The organism is Streptomyces sp. SID5643 (assembly GCF_009872555.1).
GTDB lineage: Bacteria > Actinomycetota > Actinomycetes > Streptomycetales > Streptomycetaceae > Streptomyces > Streptomyces iakyrus.
In genome coordinates this window covers 17,824-32,596 of record NZ_WWIC01000192.1, presented here as the reverse complement: position 1 = coordinate 32,596, position 14,773 = coordinate 17,824, and the positions used below count along the sequence as shown (strand labels likewise).

The window sequence follows — 14,773 nt, the reverse complement described above, 5'->3', positions numbered from 1 at the left end:
CCGTGGCCCCCGACCCGGGTTCCGGGTCGGTTCCTTCCTCCGCGGTCCCCGATCCCCTGTCCCCACCATCCGTACCGAAGGACGGTATCCACCATGGCGGACACCGCCATCACCGCGGCGAGCGGCCCTGGAACCAGGGCCCCGGTTGCCGAGGCGACCGGCGTCAGCAAGCGGTTCGGCGCCACCGTCGCGCTGCGCGACGCCCGCATCAGCATCGCCGAGGGCGAAGCGCACGCCCTGGTGGGGCGCAACGGCGCCGGCAAGTCGACGCTCGTGTCGATCCTCACCGGTCTCCAGCAGCCCGACACGGGTTCACTGCGCTTTTCCGGCGGGCCTGCGCCCGCCTTCGGCGACATCGACGTCTGGCGCTCGAAGGTCGCCTGCGTCTATCAGCGGTCCACCGTCATCGGTGACCTGACCGTCGCCGAGAACCTCTTCCTGAACCGGCAGAGCGACGGCCCGCTGCGCCCCATCCGCTGGAAGCAGCTCCGGCAGCGTGCGGAGGAACTTCTCGGCGAGTACGGCGTGGCCGTCGACGCCGCAGCGCGGGCCAGGGACCTGACCGTCGAACAGAGGCAGTTCGTGGAGATCGCCCGCGCGCTGTCCTTCGGCGCCCGTTTCATCATCCTGGACGAGCCCACCGCGAAGCTCGACGCCCGCGGCATCGGCCGCCTCTTCGACAAGCTGCGCGACCTCCAGGAGCAGGGCGTCGCCTTCCTCTTCATCTCGCACCACCTGCAAGAGGTGTACGACCTCTGCACCACCGTCACGGTCTACCGCGACGCCGCCCACATCCTCACCGCACCCGTCGCCGAACTCGGTCATCGCTCCCTCGTGGAGGCCATGACCGGCGAGGCCGCCTCCGCGGCCGCCGGCCCCGCGAGCGCGCCCATGACCGCACCGGCCGTCGGGGCGGAGCTGCTGCGCATCGAGGACCTGACCGTGCCCGGCGCCTGCGAGGACCTCTCCCTCTCGGTGCGCGCCGGCGAGGTGATCGGACTCGCCGGCGCGACGGCCAGCGGCAACGTCCAGGTGGGCGAGACAGTAGCCGGACTGCACCGCGCCGGCGCCGGCCGGATCACGGTCGGCGGCAGAGTCGTGCGCACCGGCAGTGTGCCGTCCGCCCTGGCCGCCGGAGTGGGTTTCGTCCCCGAGGACCGCCATCTGCAAGGGCTGGTCAGCCACCGCAGCGTGGCGGAGAACGCGACGCTCACCGTCACCGACCAGCTCGGCCCGTACGGCACCGTCCTGCCCGCCCGCACCAGGACCTTCGCCCAGCGCATGATCCAGGACCTCGACATCAAGACCCCGGCGGCCGCCACCCCGGTCTCCGCGCTCTCCGGCGGCAACCAGCAGAAGGTCGTCGTCGCCCGCGCCCTGGCCACCGATCCGCACGTGCTGGTGGCCATCCGCCCCACCAACGGCGTCGACGTCAAGTCCAAGGAATTCCTGCTCGGCAGGATCCGGCGGGCAGCCGACGAGGGCAAGGCCGCCCTGATCGTCTCCGACGAACTGGACGACCTCCGGGCGTGCGACCGGCTCGTGGTCATGTTCCACGGACGGGTGGTCGCCGAGTTCGACCGTGGTTGGAAGGACGAGCACGTCGTCGCCGCCATCGAGGGCGTCGCCGACACCACCCCATCCGCCGCGTCCGCGGCGTCCGGCACCCACCAGCACGGAAGGTAGACATGTCCGCCACCACAGATGTCACGGAGCCCGCACCGGGCACGACGGCGCCGGCCGCGGTGGACACCGCCCGGCGCCGGCTCGACCTCGGCCGCTTCCGTGAGCTGTCCCTGGTCCCCGCCATCCTCGTCCTCGGCCTGATCGGGTTCATCGTCTCGCCGGCCTTCCTGACCGCCGACAACCTCATCGGCGTGGCCCAGCAGTCCACCGAACTGAGCCTGCTCGTCCTCGCCACCGCGCTCATCCTCATCTGCGGGCGCATGGACCTGTCCCTGGAGTCGACCATCGGCGTGGCCCCGGTCATCGCCGTGTGGCTCGTCCTGCCGACGACCGGTGGGCGGTTCACCGGGCTCGGGCTCTTCCCCGAGTGGACGGCCCTACCGCTGTGCCTCCTGGTGGGCGTGGCCATCGGCGTTCTGAACGGCTTCCTCATCCTCAAGCTGCGCCTCAACGGTTTCATCGTCACCCTCGGTGGACTGACCATGCTCCGCGGTCTCCAGGTCGCCCTCTCGGAGGGCCAGTCCATCGTGGAGCTGCCGTCCTCCTTCACCTACCTGGGCAAGGCGTCCTGGCTCGGCGTACCGGCCGCCATCTGGATCTGCGCGGTGCTGTTCGCCGCGGGGGGCAGCGCGCTGGCCTGGCTGCGGCACGGACGGGCGCTGTACGCCATCGGCGGCAACGCGGAGGCGGCACGCACCGCCGGTGTCCGCGTCGACCGGATCGTGTGGGCCGTCCTCATCCTCGGCAGCCTGCTGGCCGCGTTCGCCGGCATCCTCTACAGCGGCCACTACGGCTCGATCTCCGCCACCCAGGGCAGCGGCTGGATCTTCCAGGTCTTCGCCGCCACCGTCATCGGCGGGGTCAGCCTCAACGGCGGCCGGGGCTCCGTCTTCGGCGCCCTCACGGGCGTCCTGACACTCCAGCTCGTCGTCAACGTCATGACCCTGGCGGGCGTACCGGCGCTGTGGAACCAGTTCCTGAACGGCGCCATCATCATCGTCGCCCTGATCATCTCCCGCTTCGCCTCCGGCGAGAAGCAGGAGTAGCGGTCGCCCGCGCGGCTCCACCCCGGCCCGGGCGCCGAGAGGCGGAGCCGCCCTCGTACATCCCTGTACAGGAAGGCACGCCCGTGGCACTCACCGACGAGGCGATGGACAAGATCAAGGCGATGATCGTCGCCGGCGAACTGGTGCCCGGCTCCCGCCTGCCCAAGGAGGAGATCCTCGCCGCGCAGCTGGGCCTGTCCCGCAACTCGCTGCGCGAGGCGGTCCGCGCGCTGACCGCGATGCGCATCCTCATGGTGCGGCAGGGGGACGGCACCTACGTCTCCAGTCTGGAGCCCCATCTCCTCCTTGAGTCGCTCTCCTTCGCCTCGGACGTCTCCCAGGGGCGGACCGCCCTGCAACTGCTCCAGGTGCGCAGGCTCCTGGAACCGCAGGCGACCGGGCTGGCCGCCGCCTTGCTGACACCCGAGGACCTGCGGGAACTCGGCGACATCCTGGAGCGGTCGAAGTCGGCCGCCACGGTCGAGGAGTTCATCGCGCACGACATCGCCTTCCACGCGAGAATCGTCGAAGCCGTCGGCAATCCGGTGCTGTCCATGCTGCTGCGCGTGCTGTCCACCCGCACCCAGCGAGTACGCATCGTCCGGGGCAGCCAGGGCCGGCGCACCGTGGACAACGCGCGTCGGGAACACGACCAGATCCTCGATGCGCTGCGGGCACGCGACGCCCTGCTGGCCGCCTCGGCCGCGACGGTGCACATCACCGCCGTCGAGCAGTGGCTCGCGGCCAGCCTGAGCGAGACGCACGAGGAGTCTCCCGGCGACTGACCGCTCCCGCCCCCCGTTCTCCCGCCGCCGCCCGACGCCCCTTCCCCTGCCGGTCGGGCGGCGGCGGGTCAGTCATGCCCGGACCCGGGCGGCAGAACGGGAGTGCCTCGGCGCAAGGCGCGACGGCCAGGTGTCCCGCCGTGACATGGGGACGCGGACCGGGACTTCGCCGAGTGCCGTGGCGGCGTGGTTCAGTCTGCCGGCCGGGGACACCTGCCTGTTCCAGAGCCGCCGTCAGGACGGCATGCGTCCGCCCCCGAGCGGATACCCGGGGGGCGGACGGGCGAAGAGGTGGTCAGCTGACGCGGTTCACGGCCCACCTCTGCGTCGCCCCGGTGCCCGGAGTCCACTGGACGACCGGATTCCCCTCGTTGGTGGTGTTGGCGTTGTCCAGTGCCAGCCCGCTGTGCCGGTTGACGAGCCGGAACTCACCGTTGCCCAGTGCGGTGACGGCCCACTGCTGCCGGTGACCGCCACTGTCGGTGCGCTGTACGACCGTCGTTCCCGGGGCGGTGCTGTTGTTGTCGTCGAGTGCCTTTCCGCTGTGGACGCTGACCAGCTTGTAGTAGCCGTGCTCCATGTTCGTCACCGTCCACCGCTGTGTGGTGCCGGTGTTCTGGGTCCACTGGACGACCTGGTTGCCCTCGGCGGTGGTGTTGGAGTTGTCGAGCGCCTTGCCGCTGTGGGCGCTGATCAGGCGGTAGACGCCGTTCGCGAGGACGGCCGGCATGCCGGTGACCTCGACGCAGACCACCGAGTCGCTGGCGTTGGGCGCGGTGGTCGGCACACTGACGTTGATGGTGCCGCCGCTGACGGTGTAGGAGAGCGACGCCGAGGGGTTGTTCAGCAGGTAGACACGGTTGATGGTGTTGTGAACGGCCGGGATCTGGAGCGTGCCGCCCGTGGGCCAGTTGAAGACGTGGGCGAAGAGCTTGCCGTTCTTCTTGGTGATTCTGCCCCAGGACGGTTCGGTGGCGAAGGGGCTGCCACTGGTGCCGTGGATGCTGTCGGCGTGGACGCTCATCCAGGACGCCATGCCGTTGAGGACGTTCACGGACTCCGGGGTCACGCTGCCGTCGCCCTTGGGGCCGATGTTGAGCAGGTAGTTTCCGTCACGGGAGACGATCGTGACCAACTCCTGGATGTGGGTCGTGACCGAGCGGTAGTGCACCCTCTCGTCGTTGTAGCCCCATGCCCAGTTCATGGTGGCGCAGGCTTCCCAAGCCCGTTCCATCGGCGTCTCGGGGATGCCGAACTCCGCCACCGCGTAGTCGCCGAGACCGAGGTCCCGCCTGATGCGTTCGTTGATGACGAGGCCGGGCTTGCGGGCGATCAGCCAGTTGTACAGATCCTGGCCGTCGGACGGGGACCACCAGTCGCACCAGTCGCCGTCGAACCACAGGAGGGACGGGTCGTAGCGGTCCAGCAGTTCCTGCAGATGGCCCTTCATGTCGTTGATGTAGCCGGTGCGGGCCGTCGCGGAGGCCATGGACGTGGACCAGTTGCTGGGGGTGCACGTCTGGGAGGGGTGGTTCCAGTCCATGATCGAGTAGTAGAGCCCGAACTTGATGCCCCGGTTCAGGCACTCGGTCCGCAGAGCTGCCAGCAGATCGGGCTGGAAGTTGTTGTAGTCGCGCAGGTTGTACTGCTTGGTGCCGGTGACGTCCTTGAAGCCGGCAACGTTGGAGTCCCACATCGCGTAGCCCTCGTGGTGCTTGGCGGTGATCACGAGGTACTTCATGCCGGCGTTCTCGGCCAGCTCGGCGATCTGGGCGGCGTTGAAGTTGGCCGGGTTGAAGGGCGTGGTCACCTGGTTCTGCCAGTCGGTCTTGCTCCACCCCTTGTCGCTGAAGGCCCACTCGCCGTCGCCGAGGTAGGAGTAGGACCCGAAGTGGATGAACATTCCGAACCTGGCCTGGTACCACCAGTCCAGCTTCGAGGGGAGCGAGTACGCCGAGGCGGTGGAGGGCCACAGGGCCTGCGGCAGCCCGAAGGCGACAGCTCCTCCGGCGAGGGTGGCGGCCTTGAGAAGCGAACGTCTGCTGAGCGGCGGGGTGGACATGAAGCGGCTCCTTGAGGTGTCGACAGGGCACCGGGGGAAGGCGAACGTGGCAGATGCCCGGAGGACTTCGTGGGGCAACGGCTCGGCCGCTGCGGGGGCGGGGGCTGAAGAGGTTGGACGGACTCGACTGCCGGGCCCGAGGAGCGGAGCACAGTCGCCGTGCTGCCGACACCCCCGACTGACATCGGATGTATTAATAGGCCTGGAGCCGCAGCGTGTCCAGAGTTACGGGCAAATTACCAAGTGAAGGCGGCTTCATCCGCACGTCCCTCAACCGGATAGCATGCAAAGCATCCGATGTAAGGGGCGTCATCGACCGCATGCGACATGCGTCGACCGATGGGTTGCTCGGGACCCCCGGGATCGCCCAGGTGTCGCCCAGGTCATGGTTCATGCGTTCAGCGAGAAATCGTCGGCAACCTTTTCGCTTCCCGCGGTCACCGAGCAGTGGACACCAGCTCGATCTTCCGGAACGGACAGGCGATGAACACACCAAGGCAGGCCGCGCGGCAGCGCAGACGCAGACGCACGCTCTTCATGGGCGCCACGGTGGCGTTGACCGCCGTGAGCGTTCTCGCCTACCTGCTCATGGGATCGTCACCCGACCACACCGCGGATGCAGGACCTGCCGCGGCCTCCCCCCGCGCCACCGCACAGAAGAAGGCGGCCACCGCCACCGAGTCGGGTGTTCCGAGCCCCACGGCGAGCCCGAGCGGCTCCCCCAGCCCGAAGGCCTCCCCGGCCACCACGACAGCCAAGCCCTCACCCAAGGACACCCCGCGGCCCCCGCGGGAGACATCCACCACGCCTCCGTCAGCAGGACGGATCAAACCCGGCACGACCTACCAGGGCGTCGCCACCGCCTACAAGGCCGGAGTCGGGGACGGCGCCTGTCTCTTCGGTCCGAGCCCCGACCTCATGGTCGCGGCCATGAACACCACCGACTACGAGACGTCCAAGGCATGCGGCGCGTATGTTCTCGTCCGCGCCGCCAACGGCAGGTCCGTCACGGTGCGGATCACCAACGAATGCCCCCTGCCCTGCGCACCCGGACAGATCGACCTCAGCGAACAGGCCTTCGCGAAACTCGCCGACCTCAAGCTCGGCCGGCTCCCCATCACCTGGAGCCTGGTCAGCCCGAGCACGGTCGGCACGATCTCCATCAGGTACAAGACCGGGTCCAGCCGGCACTGGTGTGCCATCCAGGCGATCGACCACAGAAATCCGGTCAGAGGGCTGGAGGTCCGCGGCGCAGGCGGCTGGCGGCAACTGCCCCGCACCGCCTACAACTACTTCGTCTCCGCCGACGGCAGCGGGTGCGGCGGAGCGATCAGAATCACCGACATCTACGGCGAACAGCTCACCGTCTCGGGACTCACGGTGCGGCCGAACGTCGTCCAGCCCACCCAGGTCCAGTTCGCCCGGCACTGAACCGACCGCCCACCAGGACACGAGAACACAGCGGCGGATTTCACAGTCTTGTTCAGCCCTGAGCAGGCGGGCCTCCGCCTCGTGGGAGGTCCCGATCCGGCGCAGGGCGTTGGGTCCACAAGCCGAGAAGTGTCGCCGCGGAGCGGACCAGTGGGCGGTTGCTCTGACCGAGGTGCTCGGCCGCATGCAGGAGGTCCGCCAGGACGGCCCGGTCGCGTTGGCGGACGGTGAGCGCGAGCAGCGGGTCCAGGTGGGCGCTCCATGCTGCACGCGCCTCGGCTGTGGCGGTGGGGGCCGCTGTGGTCACCTGGCGCGCCCAGTGGCGGATTTCCTCGGGGTCGGCGCAGGGCAGCAGGTGTTCAGCGGGTGCGGTGCGCCGCGGTGTACGGACTTCTGCCGCGGAGGCACGCAGGTGTGCGACGGCGGCGAGGGCAGCTGCCTGGGTTGTGTGATAACAGGTGCCGAAGAGGTAGGCCGTGGCCTTGTCGCCCCCGAGGCCGGCCAGGACCTCGGGGCGGTGCACGGGGCTGGGCAGGGCGCCGTCCGGTCGCTGTGCGCGGGCCAGCGCGTTCCATGCCTGGTTCGTAAGCGGACCGGGACCGCCACCGCCGTCCAGGACCCTCTCGCACAGCAGCAGTTCGGCGAGGAGGTCGAGGCTGCCACGGGCGAGGTGGAGGCCGAGCAGGGCCCGTACGGCCTCGTGCAGCCGGGTCTCCGACCCGCCGTCCCGGAGTACGTCGCGGTGGTGGCCGAAGTCCGTTGTGTAGAACAGGACATGAGTGAAGGCGTACGTCTCGCTCTCGGTGAGCCGAAGGACGTCCGGGTCCAGGGCGGCGATGCTCTGGCGGTGGAGCGTGCCGATGTCGGGCAGTCGCGACGGAGCCGTGAAGTGTCCGCGGTCCACGAAGTAACGCAGTTCGATCCTGTTGAGCACGGGTTTGTAGGCGCGCGTGTGGCCGCCGGCGTCCGCTGTGAGCAGTGCCTGGCAGTCGGCACGCAGCTCCGCACGAGGGCGGCCAAGGAGTTCGAGCAGACCGATGAAGTTGAGGTGGTAGGGGAAGAATTCGTCGGCGCGGCGCAGTCCGTGCCCGAAGTCCGGCTCGTCTGCGGTCTCCTGGGCGATATCGAGCGCGTGCCTCGTGAGCGGCGCGTTCATGGACAGAACGCCCGCCCGCTCCAGTATCCGGAGCAGTCCGAGGAGTTCCAGCAACGGCCCGGGCCGGAAAGGACGACGGGGCAAGAACTCCTCCCAGCGTCCCGGTGCGAACCATTCCACCTGCGCTTCGAGCCATTGCAGAGCACCCGTCAGCACCTGCTCGGCCGCCGCGTCGTCGTCCAACGCCACCCCACCCGCCCGGACGTGCGGGGGAAGCGGGGCCCAGGAGGCAGCATCGGCGGCCCGGGTGCTCATCGCCCACTCCGCAGCCGCAGTACCACGAGAACCAGAAGCAGGATGGCACCCATCGCGCCGAGGTCCGTCCACCAGGGGAGCAGGCCTCCGCCACCCAGCAGAACCTGGCGGGCCAGGTCGACCGCGTACGTCATGGGGTTGAGGTGCATGATCCAGCCCAGCCAGTCGGGAGCGTCCTGGGCGCTGAACACGGAGCCCGACAGGAACAGCATCGGGAACATGGCCAGTTGAACGGTGGCCTGAAGGGTCTGCACCCGTTTGATGAGGGTGGCCAGGCAGAGGCCGATGACGCTGAAGACGACGGCGGCGAGCGCGTAGCAACCCACCGCCGCGACGAATCGGCCCGGGGTCAGCTCGACGCCCACCAGCGGGGAGAAGGCGAGCATCACCACGCTCTGCACGGTGACCATGCCCGCGCCGGCGGCGACCTTGCCCAGCGGCAGGCAGACGCGCGGTACGGGGGCGACGAGGAGTTCGCGCAGTACGCCGTACTCGCGGTCCCAGGCGTAGGTCTGGCCGGAGGCGACCCCGATCGAGACGACCTGGATGGCGATGATCCCGGGGAAGACGTACGCGCTGAACGACACTGAGCCGACGGAATCGATCATCCCGTCGAAGCCGACCGCGTAGACCAGAACGAAGAACAGGATCTGTACGGCCTGGCTGAACAGGACCCCGGGGCGTTTGACCTGCCGCAGCAGATCGCGGTGGGCGATGACGCCGATGGCGCGCAAAGCCACCCTCAGCCGTCCGTCGCCCGCGGCGAGGGACGGGGCGACAACGGTGGTTGCGGTCGTCATAGCGCGCTCACGCTCTCCCGTTGCTGGTGCGGCCTGTCCTGCCCGGCTGCCGCCAGGTAGACGTCGTTCATGGACGGATGACGCACCGAGACCGTCAGGCCTTTGACGTCCAGGGCACGTACCACCTCCGCGATCCGGGCCTCGGGGTCGGCGCAGTGCACCGAGACCCCATCCGGCTCGACCAGCGGTTCGAAACCCGCCGCGCGCAACTGGCGGACGGCGTCCTCGTCGTCGGCACAGGTCACCACGATGCGGGACGAGTCCAGGCTGCTCTTGAGCTGGTCGACGCTTCCCTGCCGGACGACCCGGCCCTGCTGAAGGATGACGATCTCGTCGGCGTATTCGGCCTCGTCCATGTAGTGGGTCGCGTACAGGACGGTGACGCCCAGTTCGTCGCGCAGCCGCAGCAGGTCTTCCCAGACGGCGGCGCGCGCACTCGGGTCCAGACCGTTGGTGGGCTCGTCGAGGATGATCAACCCGGGGCGGTGCAGCAGGGCACGTGCGATCTCCACGCGTCGGGCCAGTCCACCGGACAGTTCCTCGATCGGCTGGCGGCGGCGGTCGGCGAGGCCGAAGAGGTCGAGCATCAGGGCGATCCGGGCCCGGGCGTCGTCCCGCTTCATGCCGAACAGCCTGGCGTGGAACCACAGATTGCGCTCGACGGACAGTTCCTTGTCCAGGGTGCGTTCCTGGAAGACGAGTCCGAGACGCCGTCGTGCGGCCATGGGCGCCTGTCGTACGTCGTGACCGAAGATCCGGACCGTGCCACCGTCAGGCTTCGCGGCGGTCGACAGCACCCCGAGCAGGCTCGATTTGCCGGCGCCGTTGGGGCCCAGCAACGCGGTGATACGGCCCGGCGCGGAGCTGATGGTCACGCCGTGGACTGCGGTCACCTTGCCGTAGCGCACGACGAGGTCCCTCATCTCGAAGGCCTGTGTCTCGGACATGTGCGTTCCCTTCTGCTGCGACTCGGTCACGCCAGGCCCAGCGTGCGGTCCCACGGCAACGGGCCGTCGTCGACCGGCAGGAGCGAGAGCGCGACCCCCGCGGCGCCTTCGAGCATGCCCGCCGTGTTCACGGCCCGGTGCGGGACAAGTGAGCGAGCGGCGGCCGGGAAGCGCATGAGGTGACGGAAGCCGAACGGGGCCTCCTCGTCGGCGCAGGCGAGCACCTGGTCGGTGAGTCGCTCCCGTCCGGCTTCCAGTTCGGGGTCGTCGACGACGTGAGCGACCCGGGTCACAACCCGCAACAGGCCGGCGTAACCGTGGCAGACAGTGGCGCCTTCGATGGCCCACAGCGATTCGTCTCGCCGCAGTGCGGCACGCAGGGCCTCCACCGCGGTGGTGCACCAGTCCGGCCGGCCCATGGCCCTTCCCGCGCGTAGCAGAGCGGCGGCAACCCCGGGCGTCCCGTAACACCAGGCGGTACGGGTGAACAGGTCCTGCGGGCGCCGTGGAGCCACCTCGTGCTCCAGGCCGGCGCGGGCGGGCCAATAGGGTCCCGCGTCGTCGTGCAGTGTCCAGCTCAGCAGCCAGTCGGCAATGCGATGGACGGCGTCGCGCAGTCCCGTGACGTCGTACCCGGCCTCATGCGCCGTGCAGAGGACCGCGAGCGGCCCGGTGATGCCGTGCGCCATGCCGAGGTTGAAGTCCCCGCGCGGATACATCTCCCGGTCCCGCTCGCTGAGCTGGAGTTCGACCGGCACCCACCAGCCCGGTACCTCGTGGCCGTCGACCCGTACCGGTGCGGTGATGCCGACGAGGTGGCGCAGGGAGGCGGTGAGGGCGGACTCCACATCGGGGCCGGTCTCGGCCGGGTCGGCCGCCGCGTCCATGAGCAGACGGGTTGTCCCCGCGATGCCGTTGATCAGGTCGTACGCCGCCCAGTCGACACCGACGCCGCCATCCTCGGCACGGGCGCGGAAGACGCTCAGCCGTTCGGTCTGGTCCTCGGCCACCCAGGAGGCCAGCCTCCGGCGCAAAGAGGCGTAGTGCCCGTCGGGACCGGCGCACGTCTGCGCGGCGGCGAGCAGCGCGGCCGGCCCGGAGAACAGACCGCGGCTGGGGGCCGAGTTCATCACCCGTCCGGCAGCAGCGAGATGGCGGTGCGCGACCGGCCGCCAGGAGTCGTCGGTGCGGGCCAGTTCGCCGTACAGGAGGGCCGTACCGGGCAGACCGTTGGCGAGGGTCAGCGGCCCCCACATCACGGAGTCGTAGATGGGGTCACGGTTGTCGTCGCGGGAGGCGACGGCGGCGACGTGCTCGGGGTGGGCCAGCCGTTCGGCCACAAGGGCGACGGCTCCTCGCGTGTCCGAGACGGTGGTGGCGTTCACGACTGGTGCCTCCGGCGGTTGAGGTTGTCCTGTACCGCGCCCCGGGCGATGCCCAGCACGGCCAGCTCACGGGCGCCCTCGCCGCCGAAGAGGCGATTGCAGACCATGTGCAGCAGGCTGCCGACCACCCGGCCTTCGGGGGTGTCGCCGGACTTCTTGACGAACTCGGCCAGTTGGCTCACCGCCTGGTCCCGTTGGCGGAGTGCCGCAAGGGCTCGGGCGCCGGCCGGTTCCTCCGAGAAGGAGGCCCAGCCGCCGTAGGGGTCCACGATGCGGCGCCAGTGGGCCGACCGGGCACGGAAGGCGGGTGGCAGATCGCGGCGGGCTCCGGTCATGGAGAGCCAGGCCGTGGCGCCGTCGTCACCGCAGTCCTCGGTGACCAGCGGATTGCCCGGCGAGGGAGGCCCGAACGCGTGCGCCAGGGCGGCACAGGACACGACGGCCAGATCGTCGACTCCGTAGTCGTTCGAGGGGTCCTTGGCCAGCCGCAGCAGCTCGATCGCGGCTTCGCTGTCGTACCGGAAGACCAGCTCGGCCAGTCGCCTGGCCGCGGGGCCGCCGTAGCGCTCGGTCTCCGGGTCGTACTGGGCGAGCGAGTGGCTGCGCAGCAGGCCTTCCTGCTGCCATTGCTGAAGCAGTGCGCCGGTCGCCGGTGCGGCGGAGCCCCACAGCTCCTCGGGACGTGCGCCGTGCAGGCGCAGCCGCAGATGGTGACCGCCCTCATCCGTGTAACGGATGAAGAACCAGCCGTCAGCGCCCTTCTGGCCTGCCAGGTCGACCAGGTGTGGGATGTGGTCGCGCAGCAGGTCGTCCTGGGTGCGGGCGGCGCCGTGGAGTTTGAGGTAGAGCCACTCGCCGCCCAGGCCGTGCACGACCCGCTCGGACTGGCGGTGCCCTGCGTACGGGCGGCGAGGAGTGGCCGGCTCCCGGCGCCGGGTCATGGGAACGACCAGCTCGAAGGCATGGCCGGCCAGCGGGCTGTCCAGCCAGTTCTCGTACTCGCCGGGGATCTCCTGGGCGATCAGGTCGGCGTGCCGCAGTACCTGGTCGAGCAGCAGCTCGCGATGCCAGGGTTCGTCGAGGTCGAGCAGCAGCCGCTGATCGGTGGTGAGGGCGAGAATCCGGCGGGGTACGTCCCACGTGGAGCGCCAGTCGGCGACCGCGCGCTCCCAGTCGGCCCGGGTGGCGGTGTTGCCGGCGCGCAGTTCCTCGGCACGCGCACGGATCACGTCCAGTCGCCAGACGGCGGGGGCCAGGACGAACCGCCCGTGGCGCACGCGCGGCACGAAGGGGGCGTCGGCGAGCGGTCCCCAGTTCCACGGCTCCCACAGCCGCTGGCCCTCGAGACCGATCTCCCACAACAGCCGTACCGCGTTGGGTGCCTGTGCGGGAGCGCTGACCATGTTCCCGAGCACCGGCACGATTTCCCGGCCGGTGGGGACGTGAACGGCCGTCAGCCGGTCGAGCGTCGCGCCGATGCCTATGTCGCTCAGGCGCAGCTCTTCCACACCGGGGACGTCCGCCACACCGACACTGATGCGCCGACCGGTGGCGGGGATGGTGTGGGCCAGGTTGGCGGCCCGGCCCGAGCGCGTTCGGAACGCGAGATCGACGGGGACGGCGCCCTCGATGTGTACCGGGTTCTCCCGGTGCAGGGCTGCGAACTCCGAACGCCATCCGGGGTCCTGGTCGGCGAACCGGGCGAAGGTCGATCCGGCCCGGTGCGAGCCCGGCGACGGGGAGAGGAACACGCGGAAGTCACCGTCGTCCATGGCCTCCAGCGAGGGAGCGACCACCTGCACCGTCACCTCGCAGGAGTTGGGCAGGTCCGCGGTGTCGGCGGTGTCGTGGCACAGGTCGTCGAGGTCGGCGTCGCCGAGCACGATCTCGCGCAGCCCTGCGCGCTGGGCCTCGGCCGCCAGCCGGGCCATGGCACGGTCCCGTCGAGCTGTGCGGAATTCCTCCGGCGGGGTGGGCGCCGCCTCGCTGTTGGGCCAGCCGTAGCCCGCCGGGGCGCCCAGTCCCGTCGATTCGTCGAGCAGGTCCAGAACCGGCACCAGCCGGTCGGCTCCGTACACGTCGAGAAAGCGGCGGTGATAGTCACGCAGGGCGAACAGGCCCAGTTTGGGCCGGGACAGGCGCCACATCACGCCGGTGGCGTCCTCGACCACGTCGCGCACCGCGTACGGCAGATGCAGGGAGGCGTCGATCCGGGTGTCGATGTGCAAGGGCGTGTCGTCGGGCTCCACCGACCGCGCGGTTTTCAGCATGTGGCCCAGGCATTCGCGGCCCTCGCCCACCGGCCGGGCGTCGTACGCCTGCCGCGCGTGGTCGACGGCGAGCAGCGCCTCGTGTATCCGACGGGTCTCCTCGGAGGGGCTGGTCACCTTCGCGAGAAGTCCGAGGACGTGGTGCAGCGGGTCACCACCGTCCAGCGGCGGACGCAGCCCGGTGATGAGGATCTCCTGCTTCACCAGTTCGGCGAGCAGCCCCCTGACCCGTTCGACAGGGGCCCCGGGGAAGGCCTCGGCGGTACGCCGGACGAGTTCCTCGTACGGAAGCGGAGCCACGGATTCGGCCACAGCGCGTTCGACGACCGGCGTCCTGCGCACCGACACCGTCGAGCGGGCCTCGCCGCTCTCGGTGAGGCGTACGCCTTGCGTTGAGGACGAGGCGAGGACGAGTCGGCCGCCTCGCAGCACCAGGGCCTGGTGAGCCTGGACGCTGAGCGCGGACAGCACGGCCGGATCGCTCTCCAGGCGATGGCCGATCCTGGTGAGCCACTGCATGTCGGCGTGGGTGCGGGTGCGGTGCGCGGTGCCCCGTTCCGCCTTGGCAGTGGAGTCGAAACGGCCGGTCGACACGCCCGCGAACAAGCCGAAGGGGGTGGGCCGGGTGCGCATTCTGATGTCGTAGCGCAGCACGGCGAGCGCGGCCCGGCGCAACTGTCCCGCCTTGATGCCGCCGGCGCCGCGCTCGGCGACCCGGCGGATCATGGCGCTGAGGCTGGGGGACGCGAGGTCGAGCGCCTCGCTCAGAACATCGTCCGACGGGACGGAGGCGAGGAGTTCGGCGCAGGCCGCGAGGTCCTGGGGACCCGCGGTGGGGAGAGGCAGCCCGGGCCCGCCCGTTGCCAGCGGCGCTCGGTGCAGGAAGACGTCCTTGGCCTCGAACGGTGTCTCCGGTGACTGTTCCCCCACGGGTGTCCCCTTCTTCGTCC

10 protein-coding genes are annotated in these 14,773 nt (G+C 70.1%); 4 read left to right on the top strand and 6 right to left on the bottom strand.

The window, feature by feature from the left end:
* Positions 1 to 93 precede the first annotated feature (93 nt).
* From GTY56_RS21960 to GTY56_RS21950, 3 genes are all read left to right on the top strand, one after another.
* Complete coding sequence (locus tag GTY56_RS21960) at positions 94 to 1,686, top strand: sugar ABC transporter ATP-binding protein (protein ID WP_161365578.1); 1,593 nt, start codon at positions 94 to 96, stop codon at positions 1,684 to 1,686.
* A 2-nt stretch (positions 1,687 to 1,688) separates the two neighbouring features.
* Positions 1,689 to 2,732 (top strand): ABC transporter permease, encoded by a 1,044-nt coding sequence (locus GTY56_RS21955; RefSeq protein ID WP_161365576.1) that lies wholly within the window; start codon positions 1,689 to 1,691, stop codon positions 2,730 to 2,732.
* Positions 2,733 to 2,815: 83 nt separating this feature from the next.
* Positions 2,816 to 3,517: an FCD domain-containing protein gene (locus GTY56_RS21950; protein WP_161365574.1), complete on the top strand. Its 702-nt coding sequence runs from the start codon at positions 2,816 to 2,818 to the stop codon at positions 3,515 to 3,517.
* Between the two features lie 295 nt (positions 3,518 to 3,812).
* Here the strand turns inward: GTY56_RS21950 and GTY56_RS21945 are convergent, their stop codons facing one another.
* Entirely contained in the window at positions 3,813 to 5,579 is a 1,767-nt protein-coding gene (locus GTY56_RS21945) for an alpha-L-fucosidase (protein WP_161365572.1), read from the bottom strand.
* 483 nt (positions 5,580 to 6,062) lie between these two features.
* Here GTY56_RS21945 and GTY56_RS21940 point away from each other — a divergent pair, with 483 nt between their 5' ends.
* Positions 6,063 to 7,010 carry an expansin EXLX1 family cellulose-binding protein gene (locus tag GTY56_RS21940; RefSeq protein WP_161367063.1) on the top strand — a complete coding sequence of 316 codons (948 nt, stop codon included), beginning with the start codon at positions 6,063 to 6,065 and terminating at the stop codon, positions 7,008 to 7,010.
* 52 nt (positions 7,011 to 7,062) lie between these two features.
* Here GTY56_RS21940 and GTY56_RS21935 read toward each other — a convergent pair whose 3' ends face one another.
* The 5 genes from GTY56_RS21935 to GTY56_RS21915 are packed head-to-tail and all read right to left on the bottom strand — an operon-like array spanning position 7,063 to position 14,753.
* On the bottom strand, positions 7,063 to 8,421 hold the full coding sequence (locus tag GTY56_RS21935; protein WP_161367062.1) for a DUF6895 family protein: 1,359 nt from the start codon (positions 8,419 to 8,421) through the stop codon (positions 7,063 to 7,065).
* A complete protein-coding gene (locus GTY56_RS21930) occupies positions 8,418 to 9,221 on the bottom strand; it encodes an ABC transporter permease (RefSeq protein WP_161367061.1) in 804 nt (267 codons plus the stop codon). The genes GTY56_RS21935 and GTY56_RS21930 overlap by 4 nt, the downstream gene beginning before the upstream one ends.
* Positions 9,218 to 10,168: an ABC transporter ATP-binding protein gene (locus GTY56_RS21925; protein ID WP_161367060.1), complete on the bottom strand. Its 951-nt coding sequence runs from the start codon at positions 10,166 to 10,168 to the stop codon at positions 9,218 to 9,220. The genes GTY56_RS21930 and GTY56_RS21925 overlap by 4 nt, the downstream gene beginning before the upstream one ends.
* Positions 10,169 to 10,194: 26 nt before the next feature.
* The gene (locus tag GTY56_RS21920; protein ID WP_161367059.1) at positions 10,195 to 11,553 is read right to left on the bottom strand and encodes a lanthionine synthetase LanC family protein; all 1,359 of its coding nucleotides are present in this window, start codon (positions 11,551 to 11,553) and stop codon (positions 10,195 to 10,197) included.
* Complete coding sequence (locus GTY56_RS21915; protein WP_161367058.1) at positions 11,550 to 14,753, bottom strand: thiopeptide-type bacteriocin biosynthesis protein; 3,204 nt, start codon at positions 14,751 to 14,753, stop codon at positions 11,550 to 11,552. The genes GTY56_RS21920 and GTY56_RS21915 overlap by 4 nt, the downstream gene beginning before the upstream one ends.
* Between the last annotated feature and the right edge of the window lie 20 nt (positions 14,754 to 14,773).

Bases quoted from the DNA above. Each gene is read 5' to 3' on its own strand.
- GTY56_RS21960 (WP_161365578.1), top strand. From the start codon at position 94: ATGGCGGACACCGCCATCACCGCGGCGAGCGGCCCTGGAACCAGGGCC.
- GTY56_RS21955 (WP_161365576.1), top strand. From the start codon at position 1,689: ATGTCCGCCACCACAGATGTCACGGAGCCCGCACCGGGCACGACGGCG.
- GTY56_RS21945 (WP_161365572.1), bottom strand. From the start codon at position 5,579: ATGTCCACCCCGCCGCTCAGCAGACGTTCGCTTCTCAAGGCCGCCACC.
- GTY56_RS21940 (WP_161367063.1), top strand. From the start codon at position 6,063: ATGAACACACCAAGGCAGGCCGCGCGGCAGCGCAGACGCAGACGCACG.
- GTY56_RS21935 (WP_161367062.1), bottom strand. From the start codon at position 8,421: ATGAGCACCCGGGCCGCCGATGCTGCCTCCTGGGCCCCGCTTCCCCCG.
- GTY56_RS21930 (WP_161367061.1), bottom strand. From the start codon at position 9,221: ATGACGACCGCAACCACCGTTGTCGCCCCGTCCCTCGCCGCGGGCGAC.
- GTY56_RS21925 (WP_161367060.1), bottom strand. From the start codon at position 10,168: ATGTCCGAGACACAGGCCTTCGAGATGAGGGACCTCGTCGTGCGCTAC.